Consider the following 18,298-nt stretch of genomic DNA (forward strand, 5'->3'; position numbering starts at 1 on the left):
TCAGATACCTAATAATCTCCAGACTCCGGAAACAAAAAATAAAACCAGTCCAACCGGAGTCAAAACTTTCCATCCCAGATACATCAACTGATCCACACGCAGACGAGGGAGTGTCCATCGCGCCCACATTTGTATCAGTATACCTAAAATTGCTTTTCCAAACAACCAGAAGGCACCGGATAGGTAGCCAAACCAAGTTCCCGGTTCTCCGCTTGTCCAGTCAGCCAGGCGAAGCGGACCGATGTTAGGAAAGGGTGTATTCCAGCTTCCCAAGAATAAAATTGCTCCGAGAAGAGAAACTAATAACATCATTCCATATTCTGAAAGCATAAAAAGCGCCCATCTCATACCGGAATATTCTGTGTGAAAACCGGCGACAAGCTCTGATTCTCCTTCGGGTAAATCGAATGGAGCACGGTTACATTCAGCAAGCGATGCGATAAAAAATACGACGTAGGCGATGATCAGAAATGGATTTCTTATAATATTCCAGGAAAGAAATCCGCCGACAGCCGTTACATCGATTCCAAATCTTCTCATACCAAAAAGATAAACGGTCTCTCCGGAATAAATTCCCTGCTGAAAACTGATGACCTGTAAATCCAGCGTTTGAGAAAGCATGACAACACACAGAATCGATAATCCCAATGGAACCTCGTAGGAAATAATTTGGGCCACAGCACGCATAGCTCCGTATAAAGCGAATTTATTATTTGATCCCCAACCGGCCATTAACAAGCCGATTACATCAACAGAAACAATAGTTAACAGGAAAAAGACACCGACGGCAGCACCCGAACCTCCAAGGTCAGGCGCTAAGGGTACAACGGCAAATCCTGTGAAAACAGAAGCAAAAATGACAATGGGAGCAATAAGGAAAAGTTTCCGGTCAGCAGCTTTGGGAACAATATCTTCTTTTTGAAGCAACTTTAACAAATCCGCAAATAATTGTAATAATCCCCATTTCCCAACCTCCATCGGTCCCAGACGATCCTGAATAAAAGCCGAAACTTTACGTTCAAGATAAACACCGATCACAACAAAGCCGGGTACTAAGAGAAGGAAAATTATTAAGGTTACAGGCATTATGGTAAATTAAAGCGACCGCCGCGGGTTGAATATTTCAAAGTAACCACTCAAAAAGACATGTGGTCTACAACAGTTTCACGCGATGCTGACAAAAGTAAGCAAAAAACTTACTCATCATCATCCTTTTCACCTTTATAACCGGAAGCTTGCAGAAGATTTGCGGCGTTATCATTTTTCATCAATTCCGGCAGGGTCACATTTGGATTTTCAGCCATATACTTACTAACAATTCTCCAGCCTAACCAGCGGCCGATACCACCAGGAACTTCGTTCCCAATTTCGACTGTGAAAGGGCGCTCGCCGATAAATTTCTGCTTCTTCAAATCCGTCGTTTCGTATAGCAATTTATTACTTACAAAAAACGCCCAGATATCGCCCTGACTATTGTAGGTCCTCCTTAGACTCTCCTCAGAATACCCCAAAATCAGACTGTCAGCCGTGTTTGGCATCACTTGTTTTACAAATTCATATCCTTTCCCATAACCAATCATATCAGCCAGTAATGTTCTGTCAGATGCATTTACATGATTGTATTTGTTGGACATGAAAAAAATAATTGAAGGTGCAATGTATTCCTTTTGGTAACGCTGTAATTGATAATCATACACATCCGGTCTGTATTTTGCCTTTGGTCCGCCAAAATAATCCAGACCAATAATGATTAAGGTATCGGATATGTAAAGGTCATTTCCCGTAAAACCCGTCACCATAAATTTAACCTGCGGTGCCCGGAAATCCGGATAAGCTTTCGCAATGCGTTGAAAAGATTCTTTTAAAGGATTTATTATTGCAGTATTCCTATCACCAATAATTGAATCAAGCTGTGTTTTAAAAGACTGAAAATCCTTATTTTGTAGGATTTGGAAAAGGTGGGCCGACAACTGAGATTTTTCAACAGGCGCCTCGCTGAAATACCATTGTGTTAAGTAGGAATGTTTATCCAAAAAACTTTGTACTTCCTCAACAGACTTGCAGGCAAAAAGTTGCTTATCAAGATCTTCAACAGAAATATTCACCTGAATTGAACCTGAGTCAGATTCAGCGTCCTGTTTGGAATCGGTGTTACAGGACAAAAAACCAAAAACAAGACAACTAAGAACAATGAAAGTACGTATATAAACCATTCGGCGGAAACGAATTATCATGAATAATAAAGATACAAAAATAGAAAAAAAAAGGATAAGCATTCTGGGCTGCGGATGGCTCGGTTTCACCTTAGCCCAACGTTTGCTGGCAGATGATATTTCATCCATAATCAAAGGAAGCACAACTTCGGCTGATAAAATAGAACAATTCAGAAATGCAGGTATCAAGCCTTTTCTGTTTAATCTCAATCCTGAATTAGCTGGGGAAACTTCACAGATAACTTCATTTTTTGATACAGATATTCTTGTTATTTCGATCCCTCCAAGATTATCAAAAAACGAAGAAGACTTTCATCCAAGACAAATTAAATCGGTCATTGCGCATATCAACCAGTCTCCGATCAGAGAAATTGTATTTGTAAGTTCGACAAGTATTTATCCTGATCTTAACCGTGTTGTCGTCGAAAATGATGTTATAAATCCAGAAGAATCCTCTTCTCCGGCACTTGTTAAAGCGGAAAATCTGCTGTTAAGCATTCGCGGCGAGAGAAAAGTTTCGATATTAAGGCATGCCGGTTTGTTAGGCTATAACCGAATTCCTGGAAAATATGTGCGTGGACAAAAAGATATGACTACGGCCTCTATTCCTGTTAATTACATCCATCGCGACGATGCAGCAGGAATTATTTCTACCATACTAAAAAAAGGCGTGGTAGACGAAACTTTCAATGTTGTGGCTCCTTTGCATCCAACCCGGCGGGAAGTTTACGAGAAGTCCTGCGCTGAATTTAATTGGGAAGCTCCGACATTTTCGGAACCTGAAATCAGGCCCGACTTTAAAATTATTTCGGCAGAAAAATTAAATAAATTTTATCCCTACACTTTTCAATATCCGGATCCACTACTCTTTTATTACGAAGCGTAAAGTCTGTAAAAGACGAAAGCCGCGAATTTGATCTCGCGGCTTTCATATTTTACACTATTTTATTTTATGGTAGAAGCTCTGTCAGTTTGGCTTCCAAGGCTGGCCCACGAAGGTTTTTAGCAATCACCTTTCCCTCCTTATCCAATAAATAAGTCTGTGGTATTGCACTTACTCCATAGGTTTGAGCAACAACAGAATTCCAGAATTTAAGATCTGATCCGTGTATCCAAGTCAGATTATCTTTTTTAATCGCTGCTTTCCAGGCATTAGCTTCTTTATCCAAAGACACGCCATAGATATCAAAACCTTTGCCCTTAAACTTGTCATACATACGAACTACATTCGGATTTTCCTGACGGCAAGGTCCACACCATGAAGCCCAGAAATCAATAAGAACAAATTTCCCTCTCAATGAGGAAAGTGCAATCGGTTTTCCTTCCGGATCGTTCAAAGTAAAATCAGGAGCAATATCGCCGATTGCGATACCTTTAATCCGTTTAACCTGACCTACAAATGCTTCGGCAAGCTTAGGTGTTGGTTTTACGTTTTCAAACTTTTGCGCTACGTCTTGCAAAAGTGCAAGGTCCGTATCCGGATTTAAAAAGTTATTTGCCGTAAAAATGGCAACCAGAGAAGTTCCCATTTCCGGGATAAGCGCTTTTATTTTATCAAGATGCTCCAGCTCTGCTTTTTTATAGGCAACCTGGATTTCCCCTATTTTTTTAGAATCTTTTTTCGCCTCCGCAGCCGCATAAGCCTCATTCCAAACGGCAACTTTGGCTGCCATAGCCTGATTTAATTCCAGAAGTTTGGCATAATACTCCATATTTTTGGAACCGGTAATCTGTGCTTTTCCGGCGTTTCCTTTACTGTCCTTTTCAAAGCCGTCTGCAACAATATTAAATGTTTCACCTCCTTCCGAAAGCAATACAATTTTTTGCCGGTCGGCAAGGTTCAGCATATAAAAACTACCTCCGTCCTTTTCCGTTGCTTTGATCGTAAAAGATCCATCAGCAGCCAGTTTAGCGGAATCCAGTTTCAATGAATTTCCAGTCATCAGCGATTGGGAAAGTATTACTTTTTCACCCGCTGACCCATTTTTAACTTTTCCGTTAATTGTAAACAGCTTAGGAGAAATTTGCTCCTGAGCCATTACCGACATTCCGGTTAGGGCTAGTCCAATAATCAAAAAGCCAGTTTTAATGCGTTTTTTCATAATTAACTTCGCAATATCTCCTAAGTAAATTTTTATAATTACAATTTTTCAGCCAGCAGCTGGTTTACCATTTTCGGATCTGCGGCGCCGTTCGATTTCTTCATAATTTCACCTACGAACAATCCCAGCAAGCCCTTTTTCCCTTTACGATATGCCGCAACTTTGTCAGGCATTGATGCAATAACCTGATCTACCAACGTTTCCAATTCGTTTGTATTGCTATTCTGAATCCAGTTATTTGTCGTTGCAATCTCTTTTGGCGAACGGTTTGGCTCAGTCAGCAAAATTGGAAATATTTTCTGTGTAGCAACCGAGTTACTGATCACATTTGTTTCGGTAAGTTCAATCAGCTCAGCAAGTGTCTGCGCTGAAACCGGGAAAGATTCAATATTTCCGTCATGCTCATTCACGTAAGATTTAACCGAACCCATCAGCCAGTTTGAAGCTGATTTATAAGCCGAAGTTTTTGAGCAAACATTTTCAAAATATTGCGCCATTTCCTTCGTGTCTGTTAAAACAAGCGCATCGTAAACAGGAATTCCATATACTTTCGTGAATTTTTCACGCAAAGCCTGAGGAAGCGCCGGCATTGATGCAGTAATTTCTCCAAGCCAGTCTTCTGAAATTACTACCGGACTTAAATCAGGATCCGGGAAATAGCGGTAATCATTCATCGTTTCTTTCACGCGCATACCATAAGTTTGCCCGCTTTCCACGTCAAACATTCTCGTTTCCTGCTGAATCGTTTCACCTGACTCCAGCATCGCAATTTGTCTGCGTGTTTCGAAGGTGATTGCCCGCATCATATTACGGATCGAATTCATATTTTTCACTTCAACCTTCGTGCCCAGTTTCGTATCACCCTTTTTTCGAAGCGAAACGTTCACGTCACAACGAAGCGAACCCTCTTCCATATTTCCATCACTGATATCCAGATAGCGGACCAAACGTCGAATTTCAGTAACGAAGGCTCCCGTTTCTTCTGCCGATCGCAAATCAGGCTCAGACACCATTTCGACCAAAGGCGTACCGGCACGGTTATAATCCAGGAGTGTGTCTGTATCACTGCCGTCATGGACCGATTTCCCTGCGTCTTCTTCTAAGTGGATATGATGAAAACGAATAAATTTTTCATATAATTTCCCGTCACTCCCTTTTACAGAAATCGTCAAACCCCCGTTTTCACAGATCGGTTTTTTATCCTGCGAAATCTGATATCCTTTTGGTAGATCCGGATAGAAATAATTCTTTCTGTCAAAGATTGTGCGTCTGCTTACAGAACAGCCCAGAGCCAATCCCATCCGCACTGCATATTCAACAGCTTTCTTATTTAGTTTCGGCAAAGTCCCTGGCAAAGCCAGTGTCAATGGACCTATATTCGTATTGGGCTCTGCCCCAAAACGATTCAGGTCCTGGGCGAACAATTTAGACTCAGTTAATAATTGGCAATGGACTTCCAGGCCAATTACCGTTTCGTAAGAGGCAAGAAGTTCTTCAGTCACTTCTGAGGGATTGATTATGCTTTCAGTCATATTGGTTACAAATTCTTCAGCAAAGATACAAAAACGGGTCGTCCACCATATGGACGACCCGTTTTTTCTATGATAAACTCCTTAATCTCAAACTTACAGCGTGTTGATCCATGTTGCAATAATCGCTATATCCGCTTTCGGAACATGCGTCATAGGCGCCATAGGAGGGAAACCAGGCCAGTGTTCAGGTTTTGGAGCATGAACCAGTTCTACGATCTGATCCACTGAATAATTCTTTTTCGCAACTTCCGCATAAGCAGGTCCGATCACTTTATCATATGGATTGTGACAAGCCAGACATGCATGTTTATTAAGCAATGCTGAAACTTCGGCAGGAACTGCTTTGCGCCCTGCTGGTTTGGCAGGAGCTGCCGCTGTTGTGTCAGCTGCTGGGGCAGCTTTAGAACTGTCGGCACCAGAAGCAGGTTTTGCGACCTCGGCTGCGGGTTTTTCGATAGCAGTTCTTCGTTCTGCCTGAAGAGCCGTTAATGCCGATTCCTCACGCGCTTTGCTTCCTGAACCATAGAAAGTATCATACTTGGCTTTATCTTCCTTTGAAGAACAGCCGATCCAAATTGATGCAGCTATGGCAATAACTGCCAGAGAAGTACATTTTTTAAGTGCCATTTTTTTAAACATATTTAAAGTAATTCCGCCCGATTATCGATTTTCACGCCTAATCTCTACACGAAGAAAGCAAGTTTGCGTCAGATTTTCCTAGTGTGCATTATAATTACTGCAATGAAACAAATTTAATATAGAATTCAACATTTTGTAAATCAATTAGTTGAATAATTTTAACGAGGTGTAAATTCTTCAAATTTATTATTTATCTAAATTTTATTTGAAATATGTTTTTTAAATAATATGAAATCTTCTTACTTTTGCAGTCCTATTTGTAAAACGATGTAAAGTAATGGCTAAGAAAGGTAATAGAGTACAGGTTATATTGGAATGCACCGAACAAAAGACAACAGGTGTACCAGGAATGTCACGTTACGTAACGACAAAAAATCGGAAAAATACGCCAGGTCGTATGGAATTGAAAAAATTCAATTCTTTCCTAAGACGTTATACTCTTCATAAAGAGATTAAGTAATTACTTTCTACGTTTGTTGACCGGAAGGTTGGCAATATGTCGTAATTACAATAGCATTTAATATATACAATAACATATTAACTATATACAGACATGGCAAAGAAAGTAGTTGCTACCCTGAAAAAAGAAGGCGGTAAATCATTTGCCAAAGTGATTAAAGCCGTTAAGTCTCCAAAAACAGGAGCTTGGACCTTCAAAGAAGAAATGGTACCCGTAGAAGGTGTACAAGGTGCCCTTAAAAACTAAGGTTTTCAATCCTTATGTTTTCAAAGGTTTTAATATAGATTGCCCGAAAAGTCCCACGAGGGACTTTTTTGTTTTATTTTTGGGTTGTAAAAACATTCATGCGGAAGTAATATGATACTTTTGGCATACTAACAGTATTAGATTTTAACCTATACATCTGACTATGGCTTTATTTGGGTTTTTTTCAAAAGAAAAAAAGGAGACGCTGGACAAGGGTCTCGAAAAAACCAAAGACAGTTTCTTCGGCAAATTATCCCGGGCAATCGTAGGAAAAACGACTATCGACGAGGATGTGCTTGATGAGCTGGAAGATATTCTTGTAAGCTCTGATGTAGGTGTTGAAACAACCGTAAAGATTATCAAACGTATTGAAGAGCGTGTTGCGAGAGATAAATATGCAACAACGGCCGAACTTGATATTATTTTACGGGAAGAAATTGCTTCACTGCTGACAGAAAATAAATCTGTCGACGTAACCGATAGTTTCGAAACGGAACATTTACCGAAGCCTTATGTCATTATGGTGGTAGGGGTAAATGGGGTTGGGAAAACGACTACCATCGGAAAACTGGCACACCAGTTTCATTCCCGCGGACATAAAGTTGTGTTGGGAGCCGCGGATACCTTCCGTGCTGCCGCAGTTGAACAATTGAAGCTTTGGGGAAAACGCGTTGACGTTCCTGTGATTGATCATGGAATGAACACGGATCCTTCGGCTGTTGCATACGACGCTTTGAAACGTGGTATGGAAATTAACGCTGATGTCATTATTATCGATACAGCCGGAAGATTGCATACAAAAGTTAACTTGATGAACGAGCTTTCGAAAATCAAGCGAGTTATGCAGAAAATCATTCCCGATGCTCCGCATGAAGTTCTTCTTGTTTTGGATGGAAGTACTGGACAAAACGCTGTGATTCAGGCACGTGAATTTACCAAAGTTGCAGAAATCTCTGCTTTGGCTATTACAAAACTTGATGGTACAGCGAAAGGTGGCGTAGTCATAGGAATCTCTGACGAGTTTAAAATTCCTATTAAATACATCGGAGTTGGTGAGAAAATGGAAGATCTGCAGGTTTTTGACAGAAGTGAATTTGTTGATTCGCTATTTAAGAAAATCTGATTTCGACCGCTTATCCTTTCAATTGCCGTTCCGCTAATTTTCAGCTTTTTCCGTAGCCGATAAACTTATACTTTGAGCTGTTGTTCATCAAGTATCGCTTTGGGCTATGGATAAGAACGATTCCCTTTTAGTTTTTGCTTTAATTTTCGGAATTTTCGGATTGGCAATCTGGGGGTTATTGAGATTTACAGATAATACTGTCGGCAAAAATTCTCCATTAAAGGTTCCAAGATCTTACGAAGTAACGAAGTTTCAATATTTCACTAAAATTGATAATTTGACGATCTACTACTTTGCAATATTAGGTCTGTATTGTTTTGCCAAAATCCCTGATACCCTTTCTCCATCCGTTTATCTGTATGATTGGCGAAATCCTGCTGCACTTATCGTTGTCTGTGTGATAACAATCGGACTATCAATTTTTTACTTCTACCTGGATTTGAACTATTGGAAATACACGAAAAATATCCGAATTACCTATCTGCCAGATGAAAGAATTATAGAAATAAAGTTCCCGGAAAAAATTTATGTGCTAAAAGACGGAGACATCAAGAATATTGATGTGATCAGTAGTGGCGGTAAAATACGGTTTGGATATTCTATGTATTCACTTTCAAATGGAGATTCGTTTATTCTGACAGACCGAATACCCGGAACCTGGGCGATACAGGAATTCTTCAAGAAAATCCCTGTCCGGTTTACCGAAAAAGGATTTCCGGTAATAAAGTAGCATTATCACGTAAATTTTAACGAACTTTGCACCCCGTTTGACCGTTCATTATCAACTACTTCAAGAGATTTATTTCTGATTCCCAGTTGATTTTTGAACAAACATCTAATAAAAATTAATAGCTAAAAGCTAACGGCCGATAGCTACATCCTATGAAAACCAAAGGAATACGTACTAATAAAGTTAATATCGTCACGCTGGGTTGTTCAAAAAACCTGGTTGACTCGGAAGTTTTATATACCCAGTTAAAGGGTAATGGATTCGATGTTGCTCACGAATCAAAAAAGGATAATTCCCAGATTGTTGTCATTAACACATGTGGTTTTATTGATAACGCCAAGGAAGAATCCATCAATACAATCCTTCGTTATGCCGACGCAAAAGCGGCAGGGATTGTCGACAAAGTATATGTTACAGGTTGTTTGTCTCACCGTTACAAAGATGAACTTTCTGTCGAAATTCCAACCGTAGACGCATGGTTTGGAACCAATGAGCTTCCACGTCTTCTCAAAACCTTAAAAGCTGATTATAAACATGAGCTGGTGGGTGAACGCTTACTGACAACACCTTCTCACTATGCATATTTAAAAATCGCAGAAGGTTGCGACCGTCCTTGCAGTTTTTGTGCTATTCCGATTATGCGCGGCGGACACGTTTCACGTCCGATCGATGAACTGGTGAAAGAAGCAAAATCTTTGGCAAAACGTGGAACGAAAGAATTAATCCTGATCGCTCAGGATCTTACTTACTACGGGTTGGATATTTACAAAAAAAGAAATTTATCTGATCTGATGGCCCAGCTTTCTGATGTGGAAGGTATCGAGTGGATTAGATTACAATATGCTTATCCTGCCGGTTTCCCGATGGATGTTCTGGATGTAATGAATGAACGCAGCAACATCTGCAAATATCTTGATATGCCATTGCAGGCAGGTTCAACGGAGATTTTAAAATCCATGCGCAGAGGCATTACACGTGAAAAAACAGAAGATCTGATTAACACAATTCGGGACAAAGTACCCGGAATCGCTCTACGCACAACATTGATCGTTGGCCATCCGGGAGAAACCGAAGCACTTTTTGATGAGACTTACGAGTTCGTTGAAAAAATGCGTTTTGATCGTCTGGGGGCGTTCCAGTATTCACACGAGGATAACACGCATTCATACACAATGCCTGATGATATTCCGGCTGAAATAAAGCAGGAGCGTGCAGACGTGATCATGGAACTTCAACAGGGAATTTCTCATGAATTGAACCAACAAAAAATCGGGAATACCTACAAAGTTCTTTTTGACCGTAAAGAAGGAGGTCACTTCATCGGCCGTACAGAATTTGATTCTCCGGAAGTTGATAATGAAGTCTTGATTCCTGCAAGTCAATATGTTCGTCTGGGTGATTTTGCCAACGTGAAAATTAACGCGGCGGAAGAATTCGATTTATATGGAGATGTGGTTGAATAACAATTATTTTCTCAAAATTTTTCATAACCTGTGTCTTTACTAATTTTGCATCCTATATCCGCAAAACAATAATATATTTCAAATCATGTTGCAACGCATTCAATCTATTTTTTTGGCCATTACTGTAATCGGAATGGGCGTTTTTGTTTCATTCCCTGTCTGGACTAAAATAGCTGTCGGTGGAGAACAACAAGCTTCTCTGACCGCACTAAAACTGACGCATCAGCTCAATCCGGTTCAATCTAATGTTGACTCGGTTCTTTACTTACTGATCCTTGCGATTGTTATCGCAGGAGTAGCCGCTTTCGCACTGATCAAATTCCGCAACCGGGTGTTGCAATCTGCCTTATGTGCTGTCAATTCGATTTTGATGAGTACTTTGCTTGGGCTTGTGGTTTATCTCACATTCTATAAAGCAGCAAAATTATTTGATCCTCAAATTCCGGGAGATTATACCATTGGCTTTTATGGATTGGTTGCGGCAATGCTCGCGAACGTAATGGCTAACCGTTATATCCGTAAAGATGAAAAGACGGTTCAGCAATCGAACAGGTTGAGATAAGCTGAACTGAACAGTAAATATAAAAGGGTTCGAAAACGAAAGTTCAACTTTCAATTTCAAACCCTTTTTCTATGAAATTCATTTGCGCTTAAACCAATCCTTCTCTCAGTAAATCGTGCAAATGAACAAACCCTTTTACAATATTTTCTTCAACAACGACAACATGTGTGATACTTTTTGACTGCATAATTTCCAGGGCAGTTACCGCGAAATCTTCCGGATCAACACATATCGGCGAGGCCGTCATGATATCACAGGCCCGCAAATGCAGCAGTTCTTCTCCCGAATGCTGATTCAACATTCGACGCAGATCACCGTCTGTAATTATTCCGGCCATTTTTCCTTCAGAATTATTTACAGCCGTAACACCAAGTCTTTTGGAAGTAATTTCCATAATCACCTGTTTCAATGATGCATTTTCATCAACAATTGGCAGCGTATTGTTTGGATATATATCACACACCTTCAAATAAAGTCGTTTTCCCAACGCACCTCCCGGATGATAACGTGCAAAATCCTGCCGGGTAAAACCTCTTGCTTCAAGCAGGCAGATAGCCAGCGCATCACCCAACGCCATCGAAACCGTGGTACTCGTCGTCGGTGCCAGATTATGTGAATCGGCCTCAACCGGTGCATACGAATGCAAAATAAATTGCGAATGCTGGGCAAGGTAGGAGTCTCTGTTACTGACCATCGCAATGATCGGCACACCGGTTCTTTTGAGCAAAGGAACGAGCACTTTTATCTCGGGTGTATCTCCGCTTTTTGACAAAACCATCACAACATCGGTATCCTGGATCATGCCCAGATCACCGTGAATTGCATCAGCGGCGTGCATAAATAATGCCGGTGTACCAGTCGAATTTAAAGTCGCAACGATTTTCTGACCCACAATCGCACTCTTCCCGATTCCCGAAACCACAACCCTGCCTCCGGAATTTAAAATAGCATATACGCACTTTTCAAATTCGTCATCAATCCTTTCAACAAGATTCTGTAAAGCAATAGCTTCCTGCAGTATCACATTCTTTGCGATGGACTGAATATTTTTTATTAATTTCAAATCTGAATTACAGTTTTATTGAGAACTAATTCCAATTATAAAGATCAAAGGCAAAGATAGAGAACTTTGGGATATCCATTTTGTTGACAAAGTATGGTAAAGCAGGTTGATAATGTCGTTTTAGACACGTTAAAAGAAAGACTCAAAGAAATATTTGGTTACAGTCAGTTTCGGGGAGAGCAAGAGGTAATAATTCAAAACATTCTGCTAGGCAAAAATACTTTCGTTATTATGCCAACGGGAGCAGGAAAATCACTTTGTTACCAGTTGCCAGCACTGGTAACGGAAGGTATGACAATCGTTATATCTCCGCTTATTGCCCTCATGAAAAATCAGGTCGACCAATTGACTGCATTTGGGATTAATGCACAGTTCCTTAATTCAACGCTTACAAAAGCGGAAATGACTCGCGTGAAGAACGATGCGCTGGACGGCAGCCTGAAACTGCTTTACATTGCACCGGAATCACTGACAAAAGATGAGAATCTTGAATTTCTGAAAAGAGTTAAAATCTCTTTTGTTGCTATCGACGAAGCCCATTGTATTTCTGAATGGGGACATGATTTCCGCCCTGAATACCGCCGCATTTATGGTATTATCGAAAATATCGGCAATCTCCCGATTATTGCTTTAACGGCTACTGCTACCCCCAAAGTTCAGCAGGACATCCGTAAAAACCTGCAAATGGAAGAGGCTGAAACTTTCAAATCCTCGTTCAACCGAAAAAATCTATACTACGAAATCCGCGCTAAAAAAGATACCAAAAAGCAGCTTATCCGTTACGTCCGAAATAATAAGGGTAAGTCTGGTATCATATATTGTCTGAGCCGTAAAACGGTTGAGGAGATCGCTGAACTGCTTTCTGTCAACGATGTGAGAGCACTTCCTTATCACGCCGGATTGGACAGCAATACGCGCATGGCCAACCAGGATGCTTTTTTAAATGAAGAAGTAGACGTTATTGTTGCAACAATTGCCTTTGGAATGGGTATTGACAAGCCAGACGTTCGTTTTGTCATTCACTATGATGTGCCAAAATCGCTGGAAGGATACTATCAGGAAACGGGTCGTGCCGGCCGTGACGGATTGGAAGGTAACTGTCTGATGTTTTACAGCTACGACGATATTCAGAAGCTGGAAAAATTCAATAAGGACAAAACTGTTACGGAACGGGATAATGCGCGCCATTTGCTGAATGAAATGGTGGCCTATTCAACGTTGGGTGTCTGCCGGAGAAGACAGCTTTTAAGCTATTTTGGCGAGTATCTCGACAAAGACTGCGGCTTCTGCGACAACTGTTTAAAACCAACCGAAAAAACCAAAGTTCAGGATGAGGTTGTGCTAGTCCTCCGTGCCGTTCAACTGACAGAGCAGCGTTTTGACGGAGATCATATTACTGACCTGATCACCGCAACAGACAACCAATATGTCCGCAGCTACGAACACGATAAACTGGACGTTTTCGGCAAGGGACTGGAAATGAATGAGTCACGTGATTACTGGCTATCCACTATCCGTCAATTGGTTATTTTAAATTATCTTGAAAAAGATATTGAAAACTATGGTATCATCAAGATCGGAGAAAAGGGGCTGAATTATATCAATGACCCTTATCCCGTAACCCTTCACAAAGATCATAACTTCGAAGAGGAGGAGGTTAAAGTGGAGGACGATAGCGCAGATTCAGCATCCGGCGGCAGCGCGCATGCCTACGATGAGACGCTTTTAGGTATGCTGAAAGCACTTCGTAAAAAAGTTGCCAAAGAAAAGGATTTGCCTCCTTATGTTATTTTCCAGGATCCATCCATGGAAGAAATGGCAACGACGTACCCGACCACACAACAGGAAATGGCCCAGATTAATGGGGTCGGGATGGGGAAGGTGCAGAAATTCGGACGTCAATTCATTGACCTCATCACGCGTTATGTAGAAGAGAACGATATTGAAACGGCGAAAGATGTTGTAATTAAGTCAACTGTCAACAAATCCAAGATTAAGATTTTTATCATTTCTCAGGTTGATAGAAAAGTAAGTCTGGACGAGATCGCTGATGTAAAGGACATGGCCCTTAGCGATGTTATCGAAGAAGTCGAACATATCTGTTATTCTGGAACAAAATTAAATCTTGACTACTATATCAATCAGGTGATTGACAAAGAGAGACAGCAGGATATTTATGATTATTTCATGAATGCTGAAACAGATAATATCGCAGCCGCATTAGACGAATTTTCCAACGACGACGTAAGTGAAGAGGAATTAAGATTGATGCGTATCAAGTTTTTATCGGAATTGGCAAACTAATTCAGAGTCAGGCAAGGATTTTGCCTGTTAACCTAACAGTTTGTCAAAATTATTTTTATCCAAGTTATGAATATACTTATATTGGGTTCAGGAGGCCGAGAACACGCTTTTGCCTGGAAAATAGCCCAAAGCCCTCTTTGTGACAATTTGTTTGTAGCGCCGGGAAATGCCGGCACTGCAGAAATAGCAACAAACCTTCCTATTTCTTACAATGATTTTGACGCAGTTGCAACAGCTGTTATTGAAAATAGTATTGAATTGGTAATTGTAGGGCCGGAAGAACCCCTGGTAAATGGCGTTGTTGATTATTTCGAAAGCCGCCCTGATCTTAGTAAAATAAAAATAATCGGGCCAAATAAAGCCGGTGCAGAACTGGAAGGCAGCAAAGATTTCTCGAAGCAGTTCATGCAAAAATATGGCATCCCAACAGCTTCTTCACGCACTTTTACGGCTGAAACTCTTGAAAGCGGATTGGAATATCTGGAAACGCATCCATTGCCGATTGTGTTAAAAGCTGATGGACTTGCGGCTGGAAAAGGTGTGATCATTGCTGAGAAACATAAGGAAGCGCAGGAAGCATTTACAGAGATGCTTGTTGACGGTAAATTTGGATCGGCAGGAAATAAAGTTGTTATTGAGCAATTCTTAAAAGGAATAGAATTGTCAGTATTTGTACTTTGTGATGGTGAGAACTATAAAATCTTGCCGGAAGCTAAGGATTATAAAAGAATTGGAGAAAACGATACCGGACTTAATACCGGAGGAATGGGTGCCGTTTCACCTGTTGCTTTCGCTGATGCCAATTTTTTAAGAAAAGTTGAAGAAAAAGTAGTTAAACCGACACTCCACGGGTTAAAAAGTGAGGGAATCAAATATGTTGGATTCATATTTATCGGTTTGATGAATATCAAAGGAGAGCCTTATGTCATTGAGTACAATGTACGTATGGGCGATCCGGAAACAGAGGTGGTCTTGCCGCGTATTCAATCTGATTTTCTGATACTTCTGGCTGCAACCGCCAAAGGTACTTTACAGGACATCGAAATGAAAATCTCCCCGCAGGTTGCAGTGACGACTGTTTTGGTATCTGGTGGATACCCGGGAGATTATGAAAAAGGCAAAGTAATTTCCGGCAAGGAAAAGGTTGAAGATGTATTTCTGTTTCATGCAGGAACTACATTTAATGCGAATACCGAAGTCGTGACGAATGGTGGCAGGGTTATGGTTTTAACCGGCGTTGCCAATTCGCTTGAAAATGCTGTTCATAAGTCGCAGCGTGCTGCGCAAGCTATACAGTTTGAGGGAAAATATTTCAGACACGACATCGGTATGGATTTAATTCGTTATAACTCTTGATGAAGACGATTAACTATGGGATGTGGATCATGTGCATCCGGCGGATGCGGTACTAAAGAAGGATCGGCCGTCTCAGGATGTGGAAGTAATGGAACCTGTGGTACAGGTGGATGTAATAAAATGAATGTTTTCGACTGGCTCAGCCACATGGATGTGCCTGCAAGCCAGAAGTTTGACGTTGTTGAAGTTAAATTTAAAGGCGGACGAAAAGAATATTTCCGTAATATAAATCAGGTTGACTTTGTCACCGGCGACTACGTTGTTTGCGAAATGGCTTCGGGCCAGCATATTGGAACAGTATCCTTGCAAGGCGAACTTGTACGCCTGCAGATGAAACGTAAGAGCGTTGCGATCAGCGATGATATTCATGTCATTTACAGGGTAGCGACGGAAAAAGATTTGGACAAACATACGCAGGCGATGGCACGTGAAATGCCAACGCTTTATCGCACACGGGAAATTATCCGTGAGATGAAACTGAATATGAAGTTATCAGACGTTGAATTTCAGTCAGATAACACCAAAACTACTTTTTATTACTCTTCCGAAGAGCGTGTTGACTTTCGGGAGCTGATCAAATCTCTTGCTTCTGAATTTAAAGTCAGGATCGAGATGAGGCAGATCAGTCTTCGTCAGGAAGCGAGCCGTTTAGGTGGCCTGGGTTCTTGCGGACGCGAACTTTGCTGTTCAACGTGGCTTACAGATTTCAAGAATATTTCTACTTCGGCTGCGCGTTATCAGAATCTTTCGCTGAACCCTGCAAAACTTTCAGGACAATGCGGACGACTAAAATGCTGTCTGAATTATGAGCTCGAAACTTACATTGATGCTCTGAGAGATATTCCTACTATCGATGCGCCTTTGAAAACAAAAAAAGGAGTTGCAACGCTTCAGAAGACGGATATTTTCAGAAAGATTATGTGGTTTGGTTTTGAAAAAGACACAAACTGGTATCCGGTTGCTATTGATAAAGTTCTTGAAATCATTGATTTGAACAAGAAGGATATTATTCCGGAATCTCTGGAAATTCTGACTCCGGAACCGGAAAAGAAAATCGAAAAAGGCGCTCAGTCATTGAATAGTGACCTTGCAAACCTTGACCGTAAATACAGCGAGGAACAAAAAAAGAAGAAAAAGAAGAAAAACAGGAATGGTAATAAAAACCGCGGTGCCAAACCACCACAAGCTACCACTCCTTCTTCACCGCAATAAAAAAAAGAAAATAAGCTGCAAAAATGATATTTTGCAGCTTATTTTCTTTTATCACCAGCTCAATATCCAAGCTCTTGAAAACTCATGTAATTCGTTTAGCACAAATTGCTAATAAACCTTCCAGACGTATCATTGGACTGATGTCCGGCACCTCACTTGACGGGCTTGATGTTGCGCTATGTAATGTTGAAGGAAACGGAACCGATACAGTTTTGAAAGTAGAACATTTTGCAACCGTACCTTTTACCGAAGAATTCAGGGATAGCATAAGAGAGATATTTGCAAAGCGTGAGATCGACTTTCAACATTTATGTGTTCTGAATCCCTCTATCGGCATTACACATGGCAATATGATTCTGGAATGTTTGAAAAAATGGAACATTCAGCCAGAAGAAATTGACCTGATCGCAAGTCATGGACAAACGGTCTTTCATGCTCCAAAGAAACAGCATAATCTTTCCGAATTTCCAAATTCTACGTTACAGATCGGAGACGGTGATCATATTGCTGTTACTACACAAATTATAACACTAAGTGATTTTCGCCAAAAACATATTGCTGCTGGAGGAGAGGGTGCGCCTCTGGCTGTTTACGGTGATTATTTTCTATTTTCCAAAAAAGGAGAAAATAGAATTTTACTGAACATGGGTGGTATTGCAAATTTTACATATCTGCCAGGATCATTGAATCCATCCGAGATCTTCACTACGGATACAGGACCGGGTAACACACTTATCGATGCTTTTTCCAGAGAATATTTTGGAAAACCTTATGACGAAAACGGCGCTATTGCAGCCAGTGGAAAAGTAAATACTATCCTGCTAGAGGCTTTAAAGTCACTTTCGTTCTTTGAAGCTCCGTTTCCAAAAACGACAGGACCAGAGGTTTTCAATATGGATTTTGTCGCGAACGTCACTGCAAAATATAATTTACAAGATATTTCCAGGGAGGACGTTCTCGCAACACTAACCCGATTCAGTGCCGACACGATTTCCAGTGCAATTAAAAGAGTAATGAAACCCGAAGAAATTTACAAAATTTACGCGAGTGGCGGTGGTGCACATAACCCGGTGCTGATGGCGTCCATTCGTGAGCAGCTACCAAATTGTCAGCTTGGGTTAATCAATGAACTGGGAGTATCAGGAGACGCCAAAGAAGCTGTTTTATTTGCGGTATTGGCCAATGAAACGGTTGCCGGTACGAATATGAATTTCGGAGAGAGGGAAGGTGTTCCAAGCGTATCGATGGGAAAGATTTCATTTCCCGGATGATGTTTGTACAGGATCTCAAATA

At 40.8% G+C, this 18,298-nt stretch carries 17 protein-coding genes; 11 read left to right on the top strand and 6 right to left on the bottom strand.

The window, feature by feature from the left end:
- Both BMY70_RS25890 and BMY70_RS25895 read right to left on the bottom strand, forming a co-directional pair.
- A complete protein-coding gene (locus BMY70_RS25890) occupies window positions 1–1,086 on the bottom strand; it encodes a complex I subunit 1/NuoH family protein (protein WP_090340270.1) in 1,086 nt (361 codons plus the stop codon).
- 110 nt (window positions 1,087–1,196) lie between these two features.
- Window positions 1,197–2,213, bottom strand: a complete 1,017-nt coding sequence (locus tag BMY70_RS25895; RefSeq protein WP_090340823.1) for a gliding motility protein GldB-related protein — start codon at window positions 2,211–2,213, stop codon at window positions 1,197–1,199.
- Window positions 2,214–2,232: 19 nt separating this feature from the next.
- Here BMY70_RS25895 and BMY70_RS25900 point away from each other — a divergent pair, with 19 nt between their 5' ends.
- On the top strand, window positions 2,233–3,099 hold the full coding sequence (locus BMY70_RS25900; protein ID WP_090340275.1) for a Rossmann-fold NAD(P)-binding domain-containing protein: 867 nt from the start codon (window positions 2,233–2,235) through the stop codon (window positions 3,097–3,099).
- A gap of 64 nt (window positions 3,100–3,163) precedes the next feature.
- Here the strand turns inward: BMY70_RS25900 and BMY70_RS25905 are convergent, their stop codons facing one another.
- From BMY70_RS25905 to BMY70_RS25915, 3 genes are all read right to left on the bottom strand, one after another.
- A complete protein-coding gene (locus tag BMY70_RS25905; RefSeq protein ID WP_229209782.1) occupies window positions 3,164–4,315 on the bottom strand; it encodes a TlpA disulfide reductase family protein in 1,152 nt (383 codons plus the stop codon).
- Between the two features lie 38 nt (window positions 4,316–4,353).
- Entirely contained in the window at window positions 4,354–5,847 is a 1,494-nt protein-coding gene (gatB, locus tag BMY70_RS25910) for an Asp-tRNA(Asn)/Glu-tRNA(Gln) amidotransferase subunit GatB (RefSeq protein WP_090340281.1), read from the bottom strand.
- A 93-nt stretch (window positions 5,848–5,940) separates the two neighbouring features.
- Window positions 5,941–6,474 carry a c-type cytochrome gene (locus tag BMY70_RS25915; protein ID WP_090340826.1) on the bottom strand — a complete coding sequence of 178 codons (534 nt, stop codon included), beginning with the start codon at window positions 6,472–6,474 and terminating at the stop codon, window positions 5,941–5,943.
- A 289-nt stretch (window positions 6,475–6,763) separates the two neighbouring features.
- Between BMY70_RS25915 and rpmG the strand changes: the two genes are divergently transcribed.
- The 6 genes from rpmG (at window position 6,764) to BMY70_RS25945 (ending at window position 11,070) form a co-directional block, all read left to right on the top strand.
- Window positions 6,764–6,946, top strand: coding sequence for a 50S ribosomal protein L33 (gene rpmG / locus BMY70_RS25920; RefSeq protein WP_090340284.1), 183 nt, complete (start codon window positions 6,764–6,766; stop codon window positions 6,944–6,946).
- Between the two features lie 93 nt (window positions 6,947–7,039).
- Complete coding sequence (locus BMY70_RS25925; protein ID WP_090340287.1) at window positions 7,040–7,192, top strand: DUF4295 domain-containing protein; 153 nt, start codon at window positions 7,040–7,042, stop codon at window positions 7,190–7,192.
- 163 nt (window positions 7,193–7,355) lie between these two features.
- Window positions 7,356–8,315: a signal recognition particle-docking protein FtsY gene (gene ftsY, locus BMY70_RS25930; RefSeq protein ID WP_090340290.1), complete on the top strand. Its 960-nt coding sequence runs from the start codon at window positions 7,356–7,358 to the stop codon at window positions 8,313–8,315.
- A 106-nt stretch (window positions 8,316–8,421) separates the two neighbouring features.
- The gene (locus tag BMY70_RS25935) at window positions 8,422–9,045 is read left to right on the top strand and encodes a hypothetical protein (RefSeq protein WP_090340293.1); all 624 of its coding nucleotides are present in this window, start codon (window positions 8,422–8,424) and stop codon (window positions 9,043–9,045) included.
- Between the two features lie 152 nt (window positions 9,046–9,197).
- A complete protein-coding gene (rimO, locus tag BMY70_RS25940; protein WP_090340296.1) occupies window positions 9,198–10,508 on the top strand; it encodes a 30S ribosomal protein S12 methylthiotransferase RimO in 1,311 nt (436 codons plus the stop codon).
- Window positions 10,509–10,593: 85 nt separating this feature from the next.
- On the top strand, window positions 10,594–11,070 hold the full coding sequence (locus BMY70_RS25945) for a DUF4293 domain-containing protein (RefSeq protein ID WP_090340298.1): 477 nt from the start codon (window positions 10,594–10,596) through the stop codon (window positions 11,068–11,070).
- 88 nt (window positions 11,071–11,158) lie between these two features.
- Here BMY70_RS25945 and BMY70_RS25950 read toward each other — a convergent pair whose 3' ends face one another.
- Entirely contained in the window at window positions 11,159–12,133 is a 975-nt protein-coding gene (locus BMY70_RS25950) for a KpsF/GutQ family sugar-phosphate isomerase (protein WP_090340301.1), read from the bottom strand.
- A 93-nt stretch (window positions 12,134–12,226) separates the two neighbouring features.
- Between BMY70_RS25950 and recQ the strand changes: the two genes are divergently transcribed.
- The 4 genes from recQ to BMY70_RS25970 all read left to right on the top strand — a co-directional run bounded on the left by recQ (window position 12,227) and on the right by BMY70_RS25970 (window position 18,276).
- Window positions 12,227–14,437: a DNA helicase RecQ gene (gene recQ, locus BMY70_RS25955; RefSeq protein WP_090340303.1), complete on the top strand. Its 2,211-nt coding sequence runs from the start codon at window positions 12,227–12,229 to the stop codon at window positions 14,435–14,437.
- A gap of 66 nt (window positions 14,438–14,503) precedes the next feature.
- Complete coding sequence (gene purD / locus BMY70_RS25960; RefSeq protein ID WP_090340305.1) at window positions 14,504–15,793, top strand: phosphoribosylamine--glycine ligase; 1,290 nt, start codon at window positions 14,504–14,506, stop codon at window positions 15,791–15,793.
- A 15-nt stretch (window positions 15,794–15,808) separates the two neighbouring features.
- Window positions 15,809–17,005 carry a PSP1 domain-containing protein gene (locus BMY70_RS25965; protein ID WP_090340308.1) on the top strand — a complete coding sequence of 399 codons (1,197 nt, stop codon included), beginning with the start codon at window positions 15,809–15,811 and terminating at the stop codon, window positions 17,003–17,005.
- 74 nt (window positions 17,006–17,079) lie between these two features.
- Window positions 17,080–18,276 carry an anhydro-N-acetylmuramic acid kinase gene (locus BMY70_RS25970; RefSeq protein ID WP_090340828.1) on the top strand — a complete coding sequence of 399 codons (1,197 nt, stop codon included), beginning with the start codon at window positions 17,080–17,082 and terminating at the stop codon, window positions 18,274–18,276.
- The last annotated feature ends 22 nt before the right edge of the window (window positions 18,277–18,298 follow it).

Origin of the sequence: Dyadobacter koreensis, assembly GCF_900108855.1 — a bacterium.
In the GTDB taxonomy this organism is placed as follows: domain Bacteria; phylum Bacteroidota; class Bacteroidia; order Cytophagales; family Spirosomataceae; genus Dyadobacter; species Dyadobacter koreensis.